This is a genomic window from Tabrizicola aquatica, assembly GCF_002900975.1.
In the GTDB taxonomy this organism is placed as follows: domain Bacteria; phylum Pseudomonadota; class Alphaproteobacteria; order Rhodobacterales; family Rhodobacteraceae; genus Tabrizicola; species Tabrizicola aquatica.
On record NZ_PJON01000001.1, the window covers coordinates 1,064,740 to 1,085,618 of the forward strand.

19 protein-coding genes are annotated in these 20,879 nt (G+C 63.5%); 11 read left to right on the forward strand and 8 right to left on the reverse strand.

What is annotated here, in order from left to right:
• Positions 1-7 precede the first annotated feature (7 nt).
• Positions 8-2,215 (reverse strand): ABC transporter permease, encoded by a 2,208-nt coding sequence (locus tag CXR42_RS05195; protein WP_342749200.1) that lies wholly within the window; start codon positions 2,213-2,215, stop codon positions 8-10.
• Positions 2,212-3,240, reverse strand: coding sequence for an ABC transporter substrate-binding protein (locus CXR42_RS05200; protein WP_103256394.1), 1,029 nt, complete (start codon positions 3,238-3,240; stop codon positions 2,212-2,214). Before CXR42_RS05200 ends, CXR42_RS05195 begins: the two co-directional genes overlap by 4 nt.
• A 273-nt stretch (positions 3,241-3,513) precedes the next feature.
• Here CXR42_RS05200 and CXR42_RS05205 point away from each other — a divergent pair, with 273 nt between their 5' ends.
• The 3 genes from CXR42_RS05205 to CXR42_RS05215 are packed head-to-tail and all read left to right on the forward strand — an operon-like array spanning position 3,514 to position 7,320.
• Positions 3,514-4,215, forward strand: coding sequence for a winged helix-turn-helix domain-containing protein (locus CXR42_RS05205; RefSeq protein ID WP_342749201.1), 702 nt, complete (start codon positions 3,514-3,516; stop codon positions 4,213-4,215).
• Positions 4,212-6,701 carry an ATP-binding protein gene (locus tag CXR42_RS05210; protein ID WP_103256396.1) on the forward strand — a complete coding sequence of 830 codons (2,490 nt, stop codon included), beginning with the start codon at positions 4,212-4,214 and terminating at the stop codon, positions 6,699-6,701. Before CXR42_RS05205 ends, CXR42_RS05210 begins: the two co-directional genes overlap by 4 nt.
• Positions 6,682-7,320, forward strand: coding sequence for an HAD family hydrolase (locus tag CXR42_RS05215; RefSeq protein ID WP_180995969.1), 639 nt, complete (start codon positions 6,682-6,684; stop codon positions 7,318-7,320). Before CXR42_RS05210 ends, CXR42_RS05215 begins: the two co-directional genes overlap by 20 nt.
• Before the next feature lie 443 nt (positions 7,321-7,763).
• Here the strand turns inward: CXR42_RS05215 and CXR42_RS05225 are convergent, their stop codons facing one another.
• From CXR42_RS05225 to CXR42_RS05245, 6 genes are all read right to left on the reverse strand, one after another.
• Positions 7,764-8,552 carry a recombinase family protein gene (locus CXR42_RS05225; RefSeq protein WP_245875343.1) on the reverse strand — a complete coding sequence of 263 codons (789 nt, stop codon included), beginning with the start codon at positions 8,550-8,552 and terminating at the stop codon, positions 7,764-7,766.
• Positions 8,536-9,123: a phage terminase small subunit P27 family gene (locus tag CXR42_RS05230; RefSeq protein WP_103256400.1), complete on the reverse strand. Its 588-nt coding sequence runs from the start codon at positions 9,121-9,123 to the stop codon at positions 8,536-8,538. The genes CXR42_RS05225 and CXR42_RS05230 overlap by 17 nt, the downstream gene beginning before the upstream one ends.
• Positions 9,120-9,347 carry a DUF7220 family protein gene (locus CXR42_RS19275; RefSeq protein ID WP_146038001.1) on the reverse strand — a complete coding sequence of 76 codons (228 nt, stop codon included), beginning with the start codon at positions 9,345-9,347 and terminating at the stop codon, positions 9,120-9,122. Before CXR42_RS19275 ends, CXR42_RS05230 begins: the two co-directional genes overlap by 4 nt.
• Positions 9,325-9,807, reverse strand: coding sequence for a hypothetical protein (locus CXR42_RS05235; RefSeq protein ID WP_103256401.1), 483 nt, complete (start codon positions 9,805-9,807; stop codon positions 9,325-9,327). The genes CXR42_RS19275 and CXR42_RS05235 overlap by 23 nt, the downstream gene beginning before the upstream one ends.
• Entirely contained in the window at positions 9,804-10,268 is a 465-nt protein-coding gene (locus CXR42_RS05240; protein WP_103256402.1) for a phage terminase small subunit P27 family, read from the reverse strand. The genes CXR42_RS05235 and CXR42_RS05240 overlap by 4 nt, the downstream gene beginning before the upstream one ends.
• Positions 10,269-10,506: 238 nt before the next feature.
• Complete coding sequence (locus tag CXR42_RS05245) at positions 10,507-11,754, reverse strand: site-specific DNA-methyltransferase (RefSeq protein WP_103256403.1); 1,248 nt, start codon at positions 11,752-11,754, stop codon at positions 10,507-10,509.
• Between the two features lie 646 nt (positions 11,755-12,400).
• Between CXR42_RS05245 and CXR42_RS05250 the strand changes: the two genes are divergently transcribed.
• The 8 genes from CXR42_RS05250 to CXR42_RS05295 all read left to right on the forward strand — a co-directional run bounded on the left by CXR42_RS05250 (position 12,401) and on the right by CXR42_RS05295 (position 20,860).
• Complete coding sequence (locus CXR42_RS05250) at positions 12,401-13,183, forward strand: hypothetical protein (RefSeq protein ID WP_146038002.1); 783 nt, start codon at positions 12,401-12,403, stop codon at positions 13,181-13,183.
• Positions 13,176-15,041 (forward strand): 7-cyano-7-deazaguanine synthase, encoded by a 1,866-nt coding sequence (locus tag CXR42_RS05255; RefSeq protein WP_103256405.1) that lies wholly within the window; start codon positions 13,176-13,178, stop codon positions 15,039-15,041. The genes CXR42_RS05250 and CXR42_RS05255 overlap by 8 nt, the downstream gene beginning before the upstream one ends.
• A gap of 209 nt (positions 15,042-15,250) precedes the next feature.
• Complete coding sequence (locus tag CXR42_RS05260) at positions 15,251-15,451, forward strand: helix-turn-helix transcriptional regulator (RefSeq protein WP_103256406.1); 201 nt, start codon at positions 15,251-15,253, stop codon at positions 15,449-15,451.
• Complete coding sequence (locus CXR42_RS05265) at positions 15,451-17,754, forward strand: phage/plasmid primase, P4 family (RefSeq protein WP_103256407.1); 2,304 nt, start codon at positions 15,451-15,453, stop codon at positions 17,752-17,754. The genes CXR42_RS05260 and CXR42_RS05265 overlap by 1 nt, the downstream gene beginning before the upstream one ends.
• A gap of 187 nt (positions 17,755-17,941) precedes the next feature.
• Entirely contained in the window at positions 17,942-18,397 is a 456-nt protein-coding gene (locus tag CXR42_RS05275; RefSeq protein WP_103256409.1) for a DUF2924 domain-containing protein, read from the forward strand.
• On the forward strand, positions 18,394-19,710 hold the full coding sequence (locus CXR42_RS05280) for a recombinase family protein (RefSeq protein ID WP_103256410.1): 1,317 nt from the start codon (positions 18,394-18,396) through the stop codon (positions 19,708-19,710). Before CXR42_RS05275 ends, CXR42_RS05280 begins: the two co-directional genes overlap by 4 nt.
• 272 nt (positions 19,711-19,982) lie before the next feature.
• Complete coding sequence (locus CXR42_RS19955; protein WP_425444839.1) at positions 19,983-20,465, forward strand: hypothetical protein; 483 nt, start codon at positions 19,983-19,985, stop codon at positions 20,463-20,465.
• 83 nt (positions 20,466-20,548) lie between these two features.
• Positions 20,549-20,860: a hypothetical protein gene (locus CXR42_RS05295; RefSeq protein WP_425444840.1), complete on the forward strand. Its 312-nt coding sequence runs from the start codon at positions 20,549-20,551 to the stop codon at positions 20,858-20,860.
• Positions 20,861-20,879: the final 19 nt, after the last annotated feature.

Genomic DNA, 20,879 nt, shown 5'->3' on the forward strand with positions numbered 1-20,879 from the left:
ACCCCCTTCAATGGGCTTCGATACGGTCGGCGCGGCGCAGTTTGCGTCGTCCGATGATCAGTTGCAGGGCAAGGATGGCGGCCAGCATTGTGAAGATCAGCACCGTGGCATAGGCGATGGCGATGCCGAACTCGCCGTTTTCCACGCGGCCGACGATGAAGCTGGTGGCCATGTTGTAGCGGGCCGAGACCAGGAAGATCACGGCAGAGACCGAGGTGATGGCGCGAACGAAGGCATAGGTCAGCGCCGCCAGGATCGCCGGGCCCATCAAGGGCAGGATCACCCGGCGCAGCGTGGTGGCCGAATTCGCGCCAAGCGTGATCGACGCCTCGTCCAGCGACTTGTCCAGCTGGCTCATCGCCGCGATACCGCCGCGAACGCCAACGGGCATGTTGCGGAAGACGAAGACGATGACCAGGATCAGGCCGGTCGCGGTCAGCTCGATCGGGGGGAAGTTGAAGGCCATGACATAGGCCACACCGATGACCGTGCCGGGGATGGCGAAGGACAGCATGGTCGAAAACTCGAACGCGTCTTTCCCAGTGAATTTCTGGCGCACCAGAAGGTAGGCGGTCGCGAGGCCCACGGCGGCGGTCAGGGGGGCGGCGATGGCGGCGATGGTTATCGTGGTGACATAGCTGTCCCAAGCTGCCCCGGTGAAGTGCACGCCGTTGCGGAACACGATCCCGAACGCGCGGGTGTAATGCTCGAACGTCAGGCTGTGGTCATAGCCCCAGAGCTTGACGAAGCTGCCGAAGACGATCAGCGCGTAAAGGACCAGCGTGAAGGCGGCCCACGGCAGGGCGATGGCATAGCAGGCCACCCGCAGCCCCGGGTTCAGCGCGGCATGGCGACCGCTGTCGCCCTTGCCGGTGACGGTGGCATAGTTCTTCTTCCCCAACCATTTTCGCTGCGCCATGAACGCGCCCAGGGTCAGGGACAGGAGGATCAAGGACAGGATCGCGGCCTTTGCCGGATCGGCCACGGTGCCCACGATGGCGAAATAGATCTCGGTCGACAGGACGTTGAAGTTGCCGCCCAGCACTAGGGGGTTGCCGAAATCTGCCAGGCTTTCGATGAACCCCAGCAGGAAGGCATTGGCCAACCCTGGGCGCATCAGGGGCAGGCTCACAAAGCGGAAAGTCTGCCAGCGGTTGGCGTCAAGGGTCTGGGACGCCTCCTCCATCGAGGGGCTGACGCCTTCGACCACACCAATCAGGACCAGAAAGGCGATGGGGGTAAAGGACAAGGTCTGTGCCAGCCACACGCCCCAGAAGCCGTAAAGCCAGCGCGTTTTCTCCCAGCCGAAGGCATCCGCGAAGAACTCCGTTACCGTGCCCGACCGGCCGAACAAGAGGATCAGCGCCAGACCGATCACGAAGGGGGGCGTAATGATCGGCAGGATCGTCAACACCCGTAGCAGGCGCTTGGCGCGGAAATTGGTACGGGTGAAGATCAAGGCGAAGGCGAGGCCCAGAAGCGTGGTCGATGCTGCGGTGGCGATCCCCAGCAACAGCGAATTCAGCGCAGCGCCGCAGTAGCCGGTGCCAAGCAGGCAGGCAGGCGACCAGATCTCGGGCGCAAAGAAGCGCGGCAGGAACTCGCTCACGCCAAGGCCCGCGCCGCCGCGCAACTCGAAGGCGCGGATCAGGATGAAGCTCATCGGGTAGAAGACGAAGACGCCAACCAGTGCAATGATCGCGCCGATCATGCCGGTGATGAAGGCATCGCCCCGGCCCCGGCCAAGGCCGGAGACGCCGGTGGTCAGAAGGAATAGAAGCGCCGCCGCCACGACGAAGGCGCCCGCCCCCATGCCGGGTTGCGTCGCCCCTTCCATCAACCCAAGCCGCGGGCCGTTGCCCAGAATGACCAGCCCCTGCGCGGCCAGAAGCAAAAGGCCCGAGGCCCCGCCAGCCACCAGCCCCCGCGCGACGGATAGCTGTTTGCGCGCAACGACCAGCGTGGCCCCGGCGATGGCACAGCCCATCAAGGGCAGCCAAAGCCAGGCCCGATCCGCAAGCGCCCAGCCCAGCGCCGAGCGCTCTGTGCCCAGCCAGCCAAAGGACCAGAAGCCCCCCGCCACCATGTACCAGGGCATCAGGCCATAGGCCCCCAGCCCGATCAGAAGCCAAAGCCCCGCCGTGCGCCGCATCGCATTCTTCCCGAAATTGAAGGCGGCCCGCGCCTCGGGGCGCGGGCCGGGTGCAGGGATCACTCTTCGAAGGTGCCGCCCTTGGACTTCACATCCGCCTCCCATCGCGCCAGCAGACGCTCGCGCGTTTCGGACGAGCCGTAGGTGGCGAAGTCATAGTCGATCAGTTTGACCGCGGCCATGTCGGGGGCCTCGGGGTCGGTCGCAGCCGCCGGGTTCGACGGGATGTTGAACACGCCAACCTCAAGGCCGCGCGACTGCGCCTCGGCGCTGATGACGTATTCCACCCACTTCGTCGCGGCCTCAAGGTTGGGCGTCCCATTGATGACGCTGACGGCGCCGACCTCGTACCCCGTCCCTTCGCAGGGCGAGACGATTTCCACCGGGAAACCCTGTTTTTTCAGGTTCACCATGTCATGCATGAAGCCTACGGCAATCGTGGTTTCACCCCGCGCCGCCATCTTGCCGGGGGCCGAGCCGGACTTGGTGTTCTGGTTCACGTTCACGGCGATATCAGCCAGCAGCTTGAACGCCTCATCCTCGCCGAAGAGCTGCACCAGAGTGGCCAACTGGGTATAGGCCGTGCCCGAGGATTGCGGGTTCGACACCGTCACTTCGCCTTTGTATTCGGGCTTGGCGAGGTCCTTCCAGCAGGCCGGAGCGGGCAGGCCCTTTTCGGCCAGAACCTCGGTGTTGTAGAGCATCCCCAGCAGGCCGACGTGAACGCCAACGGCCTTGCCGCCCGACATCTCGGTCATGTTCTGCGACCAGCCAAGCTGGCCAGAGACATCGACGCCCGAGGCGACCGTCAGCCCTTCGTTCGCGGCAATCAGGTGAGGGTCGCCCGTGCCGCCCCACCACACGTCGATCTTGGGGTTCCCGGCCTCGGCGCGGATCTGGGCCAGCACCTCGCCGGTCGACTTGCGCACCATGGCCACGTCGATGCCGGTGTCGATCTTGAAGTTCTGCGCCATTAGATCGCACCAGGCCTGCTCGTTCGAGCAGACCACGTTCAGGCTTTGCGCCGAAGCCGCGCCTGCGGCCATGATCGCGCTCAGTGCCAGCGCACTGATCGTATAACGTTTCATCGTGATCCTCCCGTTCAACCGCCTCTCCCGAGCGGCCAAGGCAAGACTGGCACGCGGCCCCGCTTCAGGGGTAGGGGTGGCTCCGTTAACAGACTGACCCCGGCGCAGCTTTTCGATGAACAGTGTTACAAAGCGGGGCCGCGCCACAACAATTGAAACCCGATAGCGATTGCAGCGCAGCGAAGTTCGGCCATCATGGCGGGAGGGAGGACGAACTGCATGGAACAGGCTTCCATGCCAGACAGGCTGGCGCCTATGGGCGCGGGCCCTGTCGTGGCCATCATCGATGACGACCCGGACCTGCGCCGCACGGTCGCCGACCTCTTGGGCGAGAACGGTTTCACGCCGCTTCCCCTGGCCGATGGGGCCTCCTTCCTGGCGCTGGGGCCGCGTCCCGCGGTGGACCTTGCACTGATCGACCTGCGCCTGCGCGGCGAGAACGGCCTGACTCTAGCCATCCGGATCCGCGAGACGATGGGTATACCCATCGTGATGCTGACGGGCCGCGGCGACGAGATGGACAAGATCATCGGGCTCGAAACCGGAGCCGACGACTACATGATGAAGCCCTTCAACCCGCGGGAACTGATCGCCCGCCTGCGTGCCGTGCTGCGCCGAGCGGGCCATCCCGCCATGGCCCCGACCGACCGCAGCACCAGCACGATCCGCGTCTTCGGGCGGCTGAGACTGGATCAGACCCGACGCGAGCTTCTGGATTACGACGGCGCCGAGATTCCCCTGACCAATGCCGAATACCGGCTTCTGGACTATTTCCTGCGCCATCCCGGCAGGATCATCCAACGCACGGAGCTGTTGACCGAGCTTGGCAACGATCTTTCGCAATACATGGACCGGACCATCGACGTGCTGATCTTGCGCCTGCGCCGCAAGATTGAGGCTGTGCCGTCAAAGCCCATCCATCTACAAACTCGGCGCGGGCAGGGCTACCTCTTCGTCGTGGAGACCTCGGCATGAGGGCATTGTCCGTCCGCGTCCGGCTCTTGACGGCGCTCGCTCTCCTCGCCGTCGCCGTCCTGACTGTGGGGGCCATCGCCTGGGGGGCGCTCAGCCGTGGCAATGACCGGCTGGACCGGCTGCATGGCGAGACGCTGGCCGGGGTGGACCGTGCGTTGACGCTCTCGCGCCAGGCGGCCGACCTTGCGACGCTTGCGCCCTACCTGCTTACGCTCGACAGTCCGTTTCGCATCGCGCAGGAAGGTCAGGCCGCCACCGTGCTGGTCGATGCCATCGCCGCGGACCTGCCCTCGGGCGACCCATTGCGCGTCTCTCTGGATGACACACGCCGCGCGATTGCCGACCTAGTGCGCGACACCTCGCTGCGCGCGGGCTTGCGCGACCGCACGCTGCGCCTGAACGCCGAACTTGCCGCCACCGAGCGCCGCCTTGGCGCACTCTCCGCCCACTCCACCGCGCCCTTGCAGGAACGACAGGACTGGCTGACCCTGCAACGCATCGCTGCGGCGCTTCTGGGCGCCGGGCGGGCCGAGAACCTGATAGGCGTGGGCGAGCTCCAGCGCGAATACACCCGGCTGATCGCCAGCCTTGCCGCCACACGCCCCGACTCCGACAGCGCCGAACTGCAACGCCTCCGCACCATCGCCGAAGGGCCGGAGGGTCTGTTCGAGCTGCGCCGGATTGAACTTGCCCGCCAGATCGGAGCCGAGGCAGCGCTAGTACGCATCCGTCAGGGGGCGGCGCTGGTAACCGCCCATGCCGCAACCGACACGGCCGCCGCGCAGTCCGTCATCGCCGCCGAGCGCGCCAGCACCACGACAGCGATCGCGGTCGCGAAGTCGACGCTTCTTGTCGTCGTGCTGGCCAGCGCGGCACTGGCGCTGGCGGCGGCGCTTTATGTCTCGGGCTATGTCACGGCCAACCTCCGCGCGATATCCGAAGCGATGATGCGGCTTGCCGCTGGCGACCGGCAGACCCGCCTGCCGCGCGGCGAGGGGCAAGGGGACGAGATCGGCAAGCTGTTCCACGCCTTCCGCACCTTCCGCGCCAATGCCTTGCGGCTGGACCGCTCGCACCGCCAGATGGCGCAGCGCACCGCGCTTTACGAGAACATGATGGCCGGGATCAGCGACGGGGTGGCGATCCTGTCCGATCCGGGCCAGATCGTGGCCCACAACCAGCGCCTTGCGCCCACCCTCCGCATCGATCCCGCCCGCCTTGTGGGGCGTCCCCGTCTGACCGATGTCATTGCCGAAGCGGGCTGGCAGGCAGGCGAGGCGCCGGGCAGCCTCATCCATCCCACCGGCCCGCAGGCCGAGCTGCGCAAAAGCCCCTTGCCCGGTGGCGGGGCGGTCGTCCTTGTCTCGGACGCGACCGAACGGCGGCAGATGGAGGACCGCCTGCGCCAGATCCAGCGGATCGAGGCCTTGGGCAAGGTCTCGGGAGAGGTAGCGCATGACTTCGGCAACATCTTGTCCACGATCTCGAGCAGCCTGCACCTGATGGACAGCGCCCCGCTGGAACGTCAGGGGATGCTGCGCCAGACCATCGCCTCGGCGGTGGACCTGGGGACCTCGCTGACCGGGCGGCTCTTGGCCTTCGCGCGTCGCCAGCATCTGGCGCCGGAAACGGTGGACCTGCCGACTCTGGTGGACGGCATCGCTGATCTGGTCGGGTTCGCACTGCGCGACGGGGTCGAGCTGGTGATCGACTGCCAACCGGGGTCGTTGCCGGTGCTGGTCGATCCGGGCCAGCTGGAAAGCGCGATCCTGAACCTCTGCCTGAACGCGGGTCAGGCGATCGAAGGCGCCGGCCGCATCACGCTGTCGGTCCGGCGCGACGGCGACCTGGCCCTGATCGAGGTCGCCGACACCGGCACTGGCATGACCCCCGAAGTGCTGGCCCACGCGATGGAACCCTTCTTCACCGCCCGCGCCGACGGCACCGGAACAGGGCTTGGACTTGCCATGGTCTATGGCTTCATCCGCCAGTCGGGCGGGGACATCGGCATCGTCTCCACTCTCGGAAAGGGAACCACTGTCCGGCTTGTGCTGCCGTTGCAGCAAGCGGCAGCATCCAGGCTGCCCCTGCTTGGCACCGTTCTGGTGGTCGAGGACGATCCATCCGACAGGATCACCGCCCTCTCGCTGCTCGCCCCCGTGACGGACCGCCTGCTGGTTGCCGAAGAAACGGCCTCCGCCCTGCGCCATCTTGCCGAACCGGTTGGCTTGATCATCACGGACTTGACACTGCACGGCCAGATCGAAGGCTGGCGTCTGGCCGAGACGGCGCTGACGCGCTGGCCCGACGCCAGGGCCATCGTCGTCTCGGGGCACCTGCCTGAGGTGCAACCTCTTTCAGCCCGCTTTCCCGGGCGGATCGCAATGCTGGCAAAACCCCTGACGCAAGACCTTCTGTCCAGTGCGTTGGTCGAACTGTTCAACCCAAGGATCGAGAATGCGACCATTGCCCGACACGGTCTCTGACACGGGATTGCCTCCGGCTCCTGCGGCCCTCCTCTTCGACTGTGATGGAACGCTCGTGCTGACGGCAGACCTGCACTACAATGCCATCTCCCGGGCAGCTGCGCGGCAAGGTCACCAGATGCCACGCGAATGGTACATGTCCTTTACGGGCCTTGGGCGGCGCGACCTCTTCCACCGCTTCGCTGCCGAGGCCTCGGCCACCTTCGACATGGACCGCCTGGTCAAGGACAGCATCGCGCTGACATTGGGTCTGACCGGTCACGTGCGCGAAAACCCCCTGGTCGCCGGGCTTGCGCGCCGCGCATTCGGGCGGGTGCCGATGGCGGTCGTGACCAACAGCGAAGGCAGCATCGCGCGGGCAGTCCTGGCTGAAACGCAGCTTTCCGGGCTCTTTGACTGCATCGTGACGGTAGAGGAAGCCCCGCGTCCAAAGCCCGCCCCAGACCTTTACCTGTCCGCCGCAGCGCGTCTTGACGCACCACCTTCCGGCTGCCTCGTCCTTGAAGACAGCGATCAGGGCATCGATGCGGCAAGATCAGCCGGCATGATGTGGGCGGACGTCCGGTCGCCGGACTGGCCGGATCGATGCGACCGGCTACTGGCCATGTTCGCCACCTGAAGCGAGACCAGGGGCTCTTGTGACAGCATGCAACGGCACTGATTGCCACGGGGTGGCAAGGTCTGCGCATTCTGGCGATGCTTGCACAGGCAAGGGGCGACGAAACCGCAGGCGGCGGCGAGGCTTCCGCGAGATGGCGTAGCGTGGCCCATTTTTCAAAAGCCCGTGATGCGAGCCCGCGTCATGAGATCGTCGCGGAAGGACGGCAGCTAGTCCTGTTCACCCTGAAGTCCGAGTTTCCGGGCTATCGGGCCACCATATGGCTTGCGCTGCCTATCCTTGCTCGATCGATCAAGGACTGGTGCGAGGCCTGATCTGCCCGGTTGCGCTGAATGCAGGGCAACAAAACCATGACCTTGCGATGCGCGCCGCTAAGGCCCGCTATCAGGCGCGTGCCGGTAGCATGGCCCTTCGCGGCGAATGTCCGCTTTGCCCCGAAAGTTTCAGTCGGCCATCCGAAGCAAGTTATTAACATTACCCACGCCCCACTTCCCCCCTCTCCGCGTCCTGATCCCCCGCTGGGTCAGTTCCGCCGCGATCGCCCGCAGCGACGTATGCCCCTCCTCCCAGATATCCGCGAGCACGGGCGCGAGGTCCTCCGCGAAGGCCGCAGCGTTGGCCGACACGGCGGCCCTTAGCGCCGCCCCGCCTTTCCCCGCTCGTCTAAGGCTTTCCGCCCCGTTTGGGTTCCCCAGCTTCACTCCGCGCGCCTTGGCCACTGCAAGGGCCTCCTTCGTCCTCCGCGAGATCGCCTCGCGCTCGGCCTGAGCCACCAGCGCCATGATCCCGACGGTCAGGTCGTTGGCCTCTGGCATGTCCACGGCCACGAACCGCACGCCACTGTCACGCAGGGCCAGAAGGAACGCTGCATTTCGGCTGAGCCGGTCCAGTTTCGCGATCACCAGCGTCGCCCCGGTGACCTTCGCCAGGTGCAGCGCCTTCGCCAGTTCCGGCCGATCGGCCTTTCGTCCACTTTCGACCTCGGTAAACCGCCCGAGGACCTCGGCACCACGGGAGACGGCGAAGTCCTCGATCACCTTACGCTGTGCTTCGAGCCCAAGGCCACTTGCCCCCTGTCTGGCGGTCGAGACCCGCTCGTAAGCCACCAGCCGCTGCCCTGCCGCCATCTCCGCCCCCTGTACAGAACTGCCTAACGTTCGTTGCGCAGTTCTGTACAGGTCGCTCAGTCGGCGGTGTCTGGCAAGTGCCTGATCTTCATAGATTTCCGTCAAGCTCGATCTTCCGTGCAGTTCCACCGCGTGCCAACGTCCGCTCGGGCGGGTCCAACGGGCTCGGGTCATGTAAAGGGCGCTTCACGCGTTTGCCCTGTTCATCCTGGTAGACGATCACGTACTCAATCTTGTCGACTGGCTCCCCATGGTCGAACGGCCCCGATACCGCGATCCGCGACCGCGACGCAGGCGTCAAGCCAATCTCCGCCATGTAGCGCCCCATCAGCTCCATCTGCCGATTGGCAATTCCGAGCCAGGGCGACTGCTGCACATAGCCGGACGGCGTCTTGAACAGGAGCGGTGTCTCCTTCAGCTTCTGCTCGGCCTCCACCCATCGCCCGTAGGCTTGGCAATAGGCTGCAAGCACTGCCCGATCGACGATGGTGATGACGCCCATGGCGACCAGCGTGTCCACCAGCCGGTGCCATTCCGCGCGCGCTTCGTCGCTCAGATGCTCCGGGCAATCGGGAATACCTTCCGGCGGGATGGGCTCGGCCCGGTTCCAAGCCTTCTTGCCGCGGTTGCCTTCCAACCGCCGCCAGGCGGTGGGTTTGCGGGGCGGACCGCTCACGGCAGCTGATCCTTCAGCGCGTTGAACACCCGCCGCACCGCATAGCCTCGCAGGATCGAGACGGCGGTGAACACTGACGCCACCAGCAGGTTCTCGACAAGGGCAAGGTCGTGTCCCATCGCCGGAAACAGGAGACGCTGCAGCCACAGGGACAGCAGGAAGCCAACCACCGTTCCGGTCAAAGCCTCGAAAAGGGAGGCGCTACGCGACTGACCAGTGGCCATTGGCCTGCTCCTTCCGGGCTTCGAGAATGGACCTCTTCGCCTCTTCCAGCATCCTCGCATGTGCCAGGAGTACTTCCAGTTCTTCGTCCGATAGATCCGTGAGGTCGATATCTTCCTCGGGCTGCTGCTTGACCGCGAGGTCCACCCCCTCGCGCCAGCCCCCTTGCGTCTTGAGAAAGAAGATCATTGCAGTCACATTGCCTGCCCGGGCCTTGGTGACGAGGCTTTGGGCTACCGCGCCCACGGCGCGCGCCTTCCCGCGTTTATAGCGTTCGGATAGGTCTTCGTCGCGGTTCAGAAGTGCGAAGAAGGTGGTCCGGCCGATACCAAGAAAGTCGGCAATCTGTTCGGCGTTCAGGACAGCGGATAGCGTTTCGACCTCGGCTCGCTGGGCAGCTGTCAGCTGCACGAGCGGCCGGCCGCCCAATCGCTTCGCCGAGGTATCCTCCAAGGCGCTCATCCAGTGGCTCCATCCGTCCAAGGGATCTCCCACGGCTTCGGGCCCTGCGGCTTCACGCTGAGACGGCTGCGGGATGAAGGCGTCAGGCCGAGTTCCGTCATGTAGCGCAGCATGAATTCGCGCTCACGGTTCGCGATGGTGAGCCACGGCGAAAGCTGCACGTAGCCTGCAGGCGTCCGAAGGAGCGATGGGCCCTCCGCAAGCTTGCGCTCGGCCTCGACCCAGCGTCCCCAGGACTGGCAGTAGCCCGCCAGGACGGCACGGTCGACGCGGGTCAGGATGCCGACTGCCTCAAGTTCCTGAACCAGCCGTTTCCACTCCGCCTTGGCCGTGGGATTGAGATGCGCGGGACAAGTCGGGAGACCGGGAGTCGGCTTCGGTTCCGCGCCGTTGATCGGTCTGCGGCCCGGATTGCCGTCCAGCAACTTCAGATGGGTGGGCTTGGGCTTACGGCCTCTCATGTCAGCCTCCGGTCAGGTTCAAGGGGTGCGATCGGACTGCAGAGTTGGTCGACCGAATTTGGCTCTCGCGCCTGTCCAATCGGCGGCCATGCGTTTGCAAATGCGCGGGAATGTCTGTCCTGGTCCTGGCGATACCCCCTGGGGAATTTCGCGGTTGTGGTAAGCGGAGCCCCATGCCGGTCCCCAGCCCGAATGGCCCAGAGATTGACCCTCCCCCCGAGGGTCATTGCTACGCCGCTCATGCCGTCACCTCGGCACTGAGCCGTTCCGCCCGCACTGCGGCGAAGCTGCGGCCATCGCCGTCCAGCACCGCCTCCCTCCCCGTGAAGGCCTGCCAACGCTCAACTGCGACGTCGACGTATGCCGGATCAAGTTCGACCGCATGGCAATGCCGCCCGCAGCTCTCGGCTGCGATGATCGAGGTCCCCGATCCCGAGAACGGCTCATAGATCGCCTGGCCCGGGCTGGAGTTGTTCAGCATCGGCCGGCGCATGCATTCGACCGGCTTCTGCGTGCCATGAACAGTGGCGGCATCCTGGTCGCGGCTGGGGATACTCCACAGCGTGGTCTGCTTGCGATCCCCGGACCAGTGGCCTGTCGCCTTCTCGCGCACCGCGTACCAGGCCGGTTCGTGCTGCCAGTGGTAGTCCCCGCGGGAGAGGACCAGTCGTTCCTTGGCCCAGATGATCTGGCTGCGGATGGCAAAGCCGCAGGCAGTGAGGCTCTCGGCCACGGTCGTCGCATGCAGCGCGCCGTGCCAGACGTAGGCCACGTCGCCCGGAAAGAGCGCCCAGGCCTCGCGCCAATCTGCCCGATGGTCGTTCAGGACCTTGCCGGTGCGCCTGGTCCTGGCTGCCCCCGCCTCGTTGCGCCAGTTCGGGTCGTAAGCGACGCCATAGGGGGGATCGGTCACCATCAGGTGCGGACGCACGCCGTTCAGCACCCTTGCGACCGTGGCCGCGTCCGTCGCATCGCCGCAGATCAGCCGGTGGGTGCCGAGCAGCCAGAGGTCGCCGGGCTGAGACACCGGAACCACTGGCACCGGAGGGATGTCGTCTTCCCGCTCGTCCGTCTCGCCTGACCGCAGGAGCGCGTCCAGCTCCGCAGCGTCGAAGCCCAGGCTGGTCAGATCGACTGCCATGTCCTGCAGGTCGCCAAGCTCCAAAGCGAGGAGCGCCTTGTCCCACCCCGCCTGCTCCGCCAGCTTGTTGTCCGCCAGGATGTAGGCCCGCTTCTGCGCCTCAGTCAGATGCGCGAGTTCGATCACCGGCACCTTCGCAAGGCCGAGCTTGCGCGCCGCCATCACCCTGCCGTGGCCCGCGATGACGCCGTTCTCGCCGTCGACCAGCACAGGGCTGGTGAATCCATACTCCCGGATCGATCCTGCGATCAGCGCAACCTGCGCCTCCGAATGCGTCCGGGCATTCCGGGCATAGGGGATCAGCGCCTCGATCGGGCGGTAGTCGATTGACAGCGTGCCGTCCATCCGTGCCTCCCACCCCCCGGTCCGCAACAAGCGGCGTCTCTGGGGCTCATGCGGGCAGTATAGCAGAAGGCTAAAGCATTGTAATTATGTAATTAAATGACGTTTCACGACGAGGCGCGCCATGTTGCGACATTCCCCGCCCCTGCGGTGTAGGCAGATGCTCAGCTTAACCGGGAGGTAACCAACGAAAGGCTACGGTTTCCAGACTGAAGCGAGGCACTCTTCCATGATCTCTCCGTCCACAAACGACTGGGTCGTTCCAACGCTGAATGAAATCGCCGCGTGCTTATCCTCGTCGGGGATGCACGAAAGTGCAGTCGCCGTCATGAAGGCTGCAGCCGTTGTCCATCAGAACAGCGGGGCACCCGCACTGTTCGGACCTCCAGCGCCGATGACCTCTGCGCCGATGATCGAAGGCAACATCATCCGGTTCTCCGTCTACTCGCGAAACCGACGGGAGGGGCCTCTCGCGGGACAGATGGGACACATTGGACGGACCAAATAGAAGCTTCCTTCATGTGCGCGCGTGTTGAGGAAGTTTGTAAATCCTCTGTCCAATCTGTCCCATGTGTCCCTTCCAACTGCATTGACAGACAATTCCCGCCAAGGTTGAACTGCCACTTAGGGGTTCCAACAGCGGTGCTTCGTGGGCCATACCCATCTTGTTCGGTTACCTGGAACACGCAAATGGCGTGAAGTTGTTGCGCTTCTGACCCAGGGCGCGGAGGCGGATGAGGTGGTCTCTGCGGCCGCGGTCGCGTCCGAAGGGGACTTGGCGGAAGCGGCCCGAAACCCTGTATTCGTCGAAGCAATTCGACTGCTCTGCCAAATTCCACTCTCGGCACAGGCCGACAACTTCGCAGCCGCCTTGAGGCTTGGCGGCCTGGATGCCGGCCCGGCGCCCTCAATCATCGATGTCGTGGTGGCCGCAACCATGAGACTGGAAGAGGTCCAAGCCAAATCTCGATCGGCTGACGATTTCTCCGAGCTTTCGGCACGAGCTATGGCGTCTACCTTAGGTGAAGCGTTCACTGCGGCATTGCCCGGTTTGTTAGATCCTAATCCCGAAATCATTCAGACTGGAATCAGGAAGTTTTCCAATCCAGAAGGCTTTGAGAAGCTGTCGCGTCTCTTCTTCAGAAAGCTGCTGGATGGGACGCTTAGATACTGGCTGGACCGCGTCCTTCCTATTCACACCGGCCCCGACAGCCGGTTCCGTTCGTTGGGAGACCGTGGTGCATTCGACGCGGCGATGACCCAGTATGTTTTCGAGTCAACGCGTATCATCAAGGAGTTCTCGCGAGGCTGGTATGGAAAGGTGATAGCCGGCACGGGAACAGTTCCGGCCGATCGCGTCGCCGCATTTGGCCACGTTGCGTTCAAGAAGATCGGCGAGGAACTTCGCAGGAAGCGAGACGCAGATGATTGAGGCACAAATCACCTGCGTCGCCGATCGTACCGACAAGCGCCTTAACCTGATCTTTGGCGGGTCCAGCCAAACATTCAACCTCGCGGCAGGTGATGTGTTTGCCCGCAACCTGATGCCTCTGCCAGAGACCTGTAACGACCTCATGCGGATTGCCTGTGCAGTCTTCCACGCAGACTGTTCCGTTAGCCGTGGGGGCGACGCTCGATCGGACATGGGGGCGGCCTGGCGCCGGGGTTTTTCAGCAAAGGTCAAGGTCTCAGACCCTCAACTCTGGGCACGGCAGGACGTTCGGGAGGCGCTGGTTGACGCTGCCGGGTTTCTAACGGAGGACACTTTCCAGTTCGAGTTTGAGGACCTTCCTCCTGGCAAGCCCACTCAGCAGTACTTCAACTTCGCCGCGCGCGAAGACGAACGGACGTTCGACGAAGTCATACTCTTCAGTGGGGGTTTGGATAGCTTTGCGGGAGCATTGCAGTCGCTCGCCACTGGAACCGGAAACGTTGTCCTGCTGACCCATCGCTCCTCACAAAAGGCGATCACACGCCAGACCAAATTGGCTGACTACTTGAAGGAGCGTTTTCCAAAACGGGTACTTCACGTGCAGATTACCGCCCGAAGGAAGGCAACCGTCGCGACAGAACGAACGCAGCGATCACGATCTCTTCTCTTCACGAGTCTGGGTTACGCCGTGGCTCGGGCACTGCAGATTTCCACGATCAGCTTTTACGAGAATGGCGTGATCAGTCAGAACCTGCCGATCTCCGGGTCGGTGGTAGGGACGTCAGCAACGCGCACGACCCATCCACTTAGCCTCGTTCTTCTTGAACGGCTCCTTGGTGCCCTGGGCGGCAGCAGAATTGCGATACGGAATCCCTTCATCTGGAAAACCAAGGCGGAGGTCCTGGAAGTCATCCGAGCCCACGGTGCTGAAGATCAGATCAAGCACACCGTCAGCTGCACGAACCTGCACACCCAAAGCGCCGAGGTAAGCCACTGTGGTGACTGCACGCAGTGTCTTGACCGAAGATTTGCTGTTTTCGCGACTGGCATGGAGGCGTTCGAGCAGGACGTGCATTATTCCACCGATGTGTTCGTTGGCGCACGAGGGAATGGGCGATCAAGGCAGGTCGCGATCGAGTGGACACGCCACGCGCGCCGCATGGCCCAGATGACACCCGACAAACTGGCGAATGAGTTCGGCCTACAGATGTCACGCTTGGTCCGCGGGCTTCCTGATCTTCCCAGAGACGAGGCGAGGTCTCGAATAGCAGAATTGCAGACCAAGCATGGCAAGACGGCTCTCATCGCGATCGAGAATGCGCTCAGGTATCATGCTGGAACGTTGGCAAGGGGCGAAGTGCCGGTTTCAGCCTTGCTTGCCACGCTCAGCGCTGACGACACAGGAGATACTGCAATCGAACTGAACCCTTCGGTCGAAGCTGGCTTGGAACAAGGCACAGCGGCCTCGATCCATGGTCCAGCGGTTCGCTTTCCATTGCAGGTACGCTTCTACCAGACCGAAGGACAACGGCGCTCCGTTGATCATCTGGATGTCCAGGACCTCGGCATGGTCAGCGGAGAACCCGCGTCCGTCGCGCATGCCCTAAAGCCCGTCTTCGATGAGGATCGGAACTTAGGTCGTCCGATTGATGGCTGCCGGTACACGTTGGCGAAGAACATAACGACCACGAAGAAGATGAGTGTCTCGGCGGTTACAAAGAACATTCGGCGATGTCGCGAGGAATTGGCCGAGTTCTATCTTGCGATGGAGGGTATTCCTCCGGCCGAGCCGCTCCTTATCCAGAGCCACGGTCCGAAAGGCTACCGCCTCGACCCTACGATTCGGGTAATCACGTAGTAAGTCCCGGCCGCAGTCGAGGTCATTTCCCGTCAAATGTCATGATGGCAGAGCCGAAATGTCATGATGCGAGTTCATGCGTGCGCATTTCCAGAGGGAACAGGAATGACGAGTGTCATGAAGTAAGTCAGACCACGTCATCTCGTCATGCCTGACTAAACTTCTGTTTTCGTGGGATTATCTCGCCAGTCTTGTGGTGGAGATCGTCCATGCGCCTTGATGAAGATCGGCAGTTTATCGCGGAGGCAGATCTGGCCTTCAGGTACGGCAAGGCCGTCCGCACGCTTCAGCGCTGGCGGGCCAAAGGCTACGGGCCGACCTTCATGCGGATCGGCGGATCCATCTTCTACCGTCTGGAGGACATCGAGGAGTTCGAGGCCCGTATGCGCCGGGGCGGGGGATCGCAGTGATGGACGAGCTTCCCCAGATCGACTTTGACGCCATCAACACCTACTGCGAGGTTCTGTTCGGGTATCTCGACGGCTACGTTCCTCTCCGCCTGATCGGTGAAAAGGGGACGTCCAACTCCAAGGTGACGCCCGAGTACCTTCGGCCCCATGACATCGCGACGAGAATTGGGAGGATCGCACCGCAGGCCGCGGCAAGGCAGGAAGCCATTTATGTCGTGCCGTGCACGGTTGCCCAGCCTAGGCGCGCGAAAGAGGAGGACATCGTCACTACGGGCGTCCTGGTGATCGATATCGACAACGGTGACACTGACGCCAAGCGCGATCACCTCATCCGCTATCTCGGGACGCCCACGATGATCGTTGCCTCAGGTGGCATTACCGAAGAAGGGAACACCAAGTTTCACGTGTACTGGCGCCTCAGCGAAGCGGCGGAAGGCGCCGACCTGAAACTTGCCGTCCACCTTCGGTCCCTGATGGCCAGCAAGGTCGGGGGAGATGACAGCTTTGACAATGTCACCCAGCCGATCCGGGTAGCGGGCACGATCCATGGCAAGCACGGCGTTCTGGCCTCGGTTCGTCTGCTGAGCCACGAGCAAGTCGAATACCACTTGGCTGATCTGGCCGCCGCCGTTGAAGCGATGCCGCCCATGGCAACGGCGAATGCCAAGCACGACTACAACAACGCGAAGCGGCAGAGCCGGTCAGCAGAGGAACTGATGACCTCCTTTATCCGTGAGGATGGGAAGGACGGCGAGACCCGCTATTTGACCTTGTCCAAGATCATCGGCCACTGGCTCCGGATGGTCAGGAGGGGGCGCGCAACGCTCGAAGAAGCCTGGATTGCTGTTCAGCAGCAGAACGCCGCCACGATCCAGCCGCCGTGGCCGGAAGAGCGGCTGCTCCGCGAGTTCAAAGCGCTCCTTCGCGTCGATTGCGAAAAACACGGCCCGATGCCTGGCCAAGAGGCTGAGGACCAAGAGGATGCGGCGCCTGAGTTTAGTGACGACGCGCTCGTCCAGTTGTTTGTTCGCGAGTGTGGCCGGGATTGGATCTACGTTGCGGTCTGGGGGCAATGGTACCGCTGGACGGGCAAAGTCTGGAAGCGCGACGCTGTCGGGGCGGTAGTCCAGGCCGTTCGGCTTGTTTGTCGGACCTCGGCAAGCAAGAACAACAAGCCTGCAGACCAGCGACGCCTAGCCAGTGCGAAGACGATCCTGGCGGTCGCAAAGCTTGCTGGTGCCGACCCTTCCATCGCGACTGAAGTCGATCAGCTCGATCAACACGTCATGCTGCTGAACACTCCCGAGGGTGTTGTCGACCTCGATACTGGCGCGGTTGGTCCGCACGAACGCCGCTTGCTTCTGACGCAGATCACCCGCGCGAGCCCGGGCGGAGAATGCGCAACATGGATGAAATTCCTTCAAACCATTACCGGGTGCGATGAAGAGTTGATGGCGTACCTGGCGCGGGTCGCCGGCTATTGCCTGACCGGTCAGACGAAAGAGCAGGCCTTCTTCCTGCTTCACGGGCTGGGGGCGAACGGCAAGTCGGTCTTCCTGCAGACCCTTGCGTATGTCCTCGGTGACTATGCCGCCACGGCCGCCAGCGACACGTTCGTCAGCCGCGGCGGCACCCGGCATCTGTCAGAAATCGCCGGGCTACGGGGGGCGCGTCTGGTGCTGATGTCTGAAACCGAAGCTGACGCGCAATGGGCGGAAGCGCGGATCAAGATGGTGACCGGCGGTGAAACACTCCGCGCAAACTTCATGTACAAGGACCACTTCGAATTCACCCCGCAGTTCAAGCTCCTGGTCGGAACGAACCACCGCCCTGCGCTCGGCGAGGTCGGCGAGGCGATGCGGCGGCGCCTCCACCTCATCCCCTTCAATGTGACCATCCCGGAAGATCAGCGCGACCCGGGCCTGGCGGATAAGCTCAAGCTGGAAGCCAACGGCATCCTTGGGTGGATGCTGGCAGGCTGCAACGATCTGCAACGGCTCGGCGGGTTGTGCCCTCCGACTTGTGTCAGCTCGGCGGTGGAGGAGTACTTCTCCACCGAGGATCGCTTCGGACAGTGGATTGAAGTGGGCTGCGACGTTGGGGCGGCTCGCAGGGCGACGTCTAGGGCCCTGTTCGCATCCTGGTCGAGCTGGGCGCAGGACGCCGGGATTGATCCGAAGTCTATCCGGTATCTCGGGGAGCAACTCCGCTCCCGCGGCTTCGGTGATGGGAAGGTCGGTCGCGATCGAGGCTGGCACGGCATCGGGCTTCGCTCCGCCCGCCGACCGGAGGATAGCGAATGAACCCGCTCTCCCCGTTCCACATGACCCCCACCGAACGCCGCGCCGAGTTGTGCCGTATCCTCGGCCTAGGCCTGGTTCGCCTCCTGCAGCGACAGTCAACCGAACTATCACACCGCCCCGGAGAAAGTTCGCTACACTTCCCGCCCGACCAGAGCGGTCATGCAACCCGTTATGAACGGAGACCCGCATGACCACACATGACCCCATTCCCGCGCGCCTGGCCGCTCTGAAGACCGCCACGACAGCTGACTTGAAGCAGCAGTGGCGCGACCTCTTAGACAGAGAGCCACCACCCTTCAACCGGCGCTACCTGGAGTCCAGGCTGGCCTACCGCATCCAGGAGCTGGCGTACGGAGGGCTGAAGCCCGAGACCGTCCGGCGGCTGGAGCAACTTGGTGAGGAACTCGACGGCGGTGACAAGAAAAAGCGCAGCATGCGCCTCGATCGGGATCGCCCAATCACCGGCACGCGGCTCCTTCGGGAGTGGCAGGGTGTGGAGCAGGTGGTCACCGTGACCAAGGACGGCTTCGAATGGCAGGGACGACCCTACAAGTCCCTGTCGGCTATCGCGCGCGCCATCACCGGCACGCGCTGGAACGGGTGGACCTTCTTCGGGCTCAAGAACCACAGGGGGCGGACATGAACGCGCAGAGCAAGCCTGTCGTCCGCAAGCTCCGCTGCGCCGTCTACACCCGGAAATCCTCCGAGGAAGGGCTGGAGCAGGAGTTCAACAGCCTGCATGCCCAGCGCGAAGCGTGCGAGGCGTTCGTCGCCAGCCAGCGGTCAGAGGGCTGGGTGCTGGTCCGCGATCAGTATGACGACGGCGGCATTTCGGGCGGCACGCTGGAACGTCCCGGCCTGAAGCGGTTGATGGCAGATATCGAGGACGGGCTGGTCGATGTCGTCGTGGTCTACAAGATCGACCGCCTCAGCCGCTCGCTGGCGGATTTCGCAAAGCTGGTGGAGGTGTTCGACCGGAACGGCGTGACCTTCGTCTCAGTCACGCAGTCGTTCAACACGACCACCTCTATGGGGCGGTTGACGCTAAACGTTCTCCTGTCCTTCGCCCAGTTCGAGCGCGAGGTCACTGCCGAGCGCATTCGCGACAAGGTCGCCGCCAGCCGCAAGAAGGGCATGTGGATGGGTGGCGTACCGCCCTACGGCTACCGGGTGGAAAACCGGAAGTTGCTGGTTGATGAGGACGCCGCCGCGCATGTGCGCTGGGTCTTCGCCCGCTTCATCGAGATCGGTTCCGGCACACTGTTGGCGCGCGAGCTAGCCGAGCGGGATGTGACCACCAGCCGGGGCCACCGCATCGACAAGAAGTTCGTCTATCGGATGCTGAACAACCGGGTTTACATTGGCGAGGCTGTTCACAAGGGAACCAGCTATCCTGGCGAGCACGCGGCGATCATCGATCGCGATGTCTGGGACAAAGTCCATCTGATGCTGACGGTGAGCCCTCGTGCAAGGGGAGCAAGCACGACGGCGCAGACGCCTGCACTGCTTAAAGGCCTGATCTTCGGCCCAGACGGCGCAGCTTTCTCCCCGACACACACTCGCAAACACGGGAGACTGTACCGCTACTACGTTAGCCAGAGTATCTTGAAGTTCGGTAAACGCGCCTGCCCAATCGGGCGGGTGTCAGCCGGGGAGATCGAGGCGGCCGTCATTGACCAGCTCCGCTTGGTCTTCCGGCAGCCGGAGATCATCGCCGGAACGTGGAAGGCCGCCAGCGCGCTTTCCGCAGACATCAGCGAGGCGGACGCCCGAACAGCCCTTAAGCAGCTTGATCCCATGTGGGACGAACTCTTCCCGGCAGAACAGGCGCGTATCGTGGCGCTGCTCCTGGAACGGGTCGACATTGGCGTGGATGGGCTGAACGTTCGGCTGCGCCTGGATGGCCTGACGGGGCTTGCAAGCGAACTGCTCACAAAGGTGGGAGAAGCGGCATGAACGTGCGCAAACTTCATCAAGTCCTAACCTTTGGTGGCCTAAATCAACCTCGGCACGCTATGCCCAATAAACTCATCAACTTGAAACCGAAACCGAACTCATCCTCCCCGCGGTATCCGCGCAAAAAACACCACAGAAGGAACAGGCAGGAAGCAGAAAAACACCGGGGGGCAGGAATGAGCTGCAGTGCCACCCGCGGCGGGCAATCGGACACCGTTACCATCCATATCCCCTTCTCCATCGTGAAACGCGGCGGGCGGAAGGAGATGCAGATGCCCGACCATGTCCGACCAGAGCGCACGCCGGACAGCACGCTGGTCAAGGCGCTGGCCCGCGCGTTCCGCTGGAAGCGGATGCTCGAGTCGGGTGAGTTCGCCACCATCGCCGAACTGGCCGAGCGAGAGGGGATCGCTGCACCATACCTCACGAGGACGATGCGCTTGTCGCATCTGTCCCCAGACCTGGTTGAGTCGATCCTCGAAGGACGTCAGCCGCGTCACCTGACGCTGGAAGTCCTATGGAAGGCGGCCCAAGTGAAAGATGCAGGGATCAACGAGGCAGAGACCTGCGCAGCCCTGGCCCGGCTTGACCCGCTATGGGACGAACTGTTCCCCGCCGAGCAGGCGCGCATCGTGACGATGCTGGTCGAGGGGGTGGATATCGGCAAGGACAGCTTGAACATTCGCCTCCGCGTCGATGGTCTTGGTGGCCTCGCGCGAGAGATGTTCGCTGGAGAAATGGGGGCAGCCGCATGAAACGCGGGACGCCGATCCCCGAAACCATGACGCTCCACGTTCCGTTTCGCATCGTGAAGCGCGGCGGGCGCAAGGAAATGCAAATGCCTGAAGGCAGCGCCCAGCAGCGCAAGACCGACAACTCGTTGGTCAAAGCAGTGGCCCGCGCCTTCCGCTGGAAGAGGATGTTGGAGTCGGGCGAGTTCGCCACCGTCGCCGAACTGGCCGAACGTGAGGAGATCGCACCCTCGTACATGACCCGCATCTTACGCGTCACGCTGCTAGCACCTAATATCGTCGAGGCGATCCTGGATGGGAGTCAGGGCCCGGGGGTGACGCTGGCCCCGGTGCTTGAGCCGTTTCCGGTAGAGTGGGACGAGCAGCGCCGCCGATTCTCGACTCGCGCCATTGCGTGAACTTGCCCCAACAAGGCAA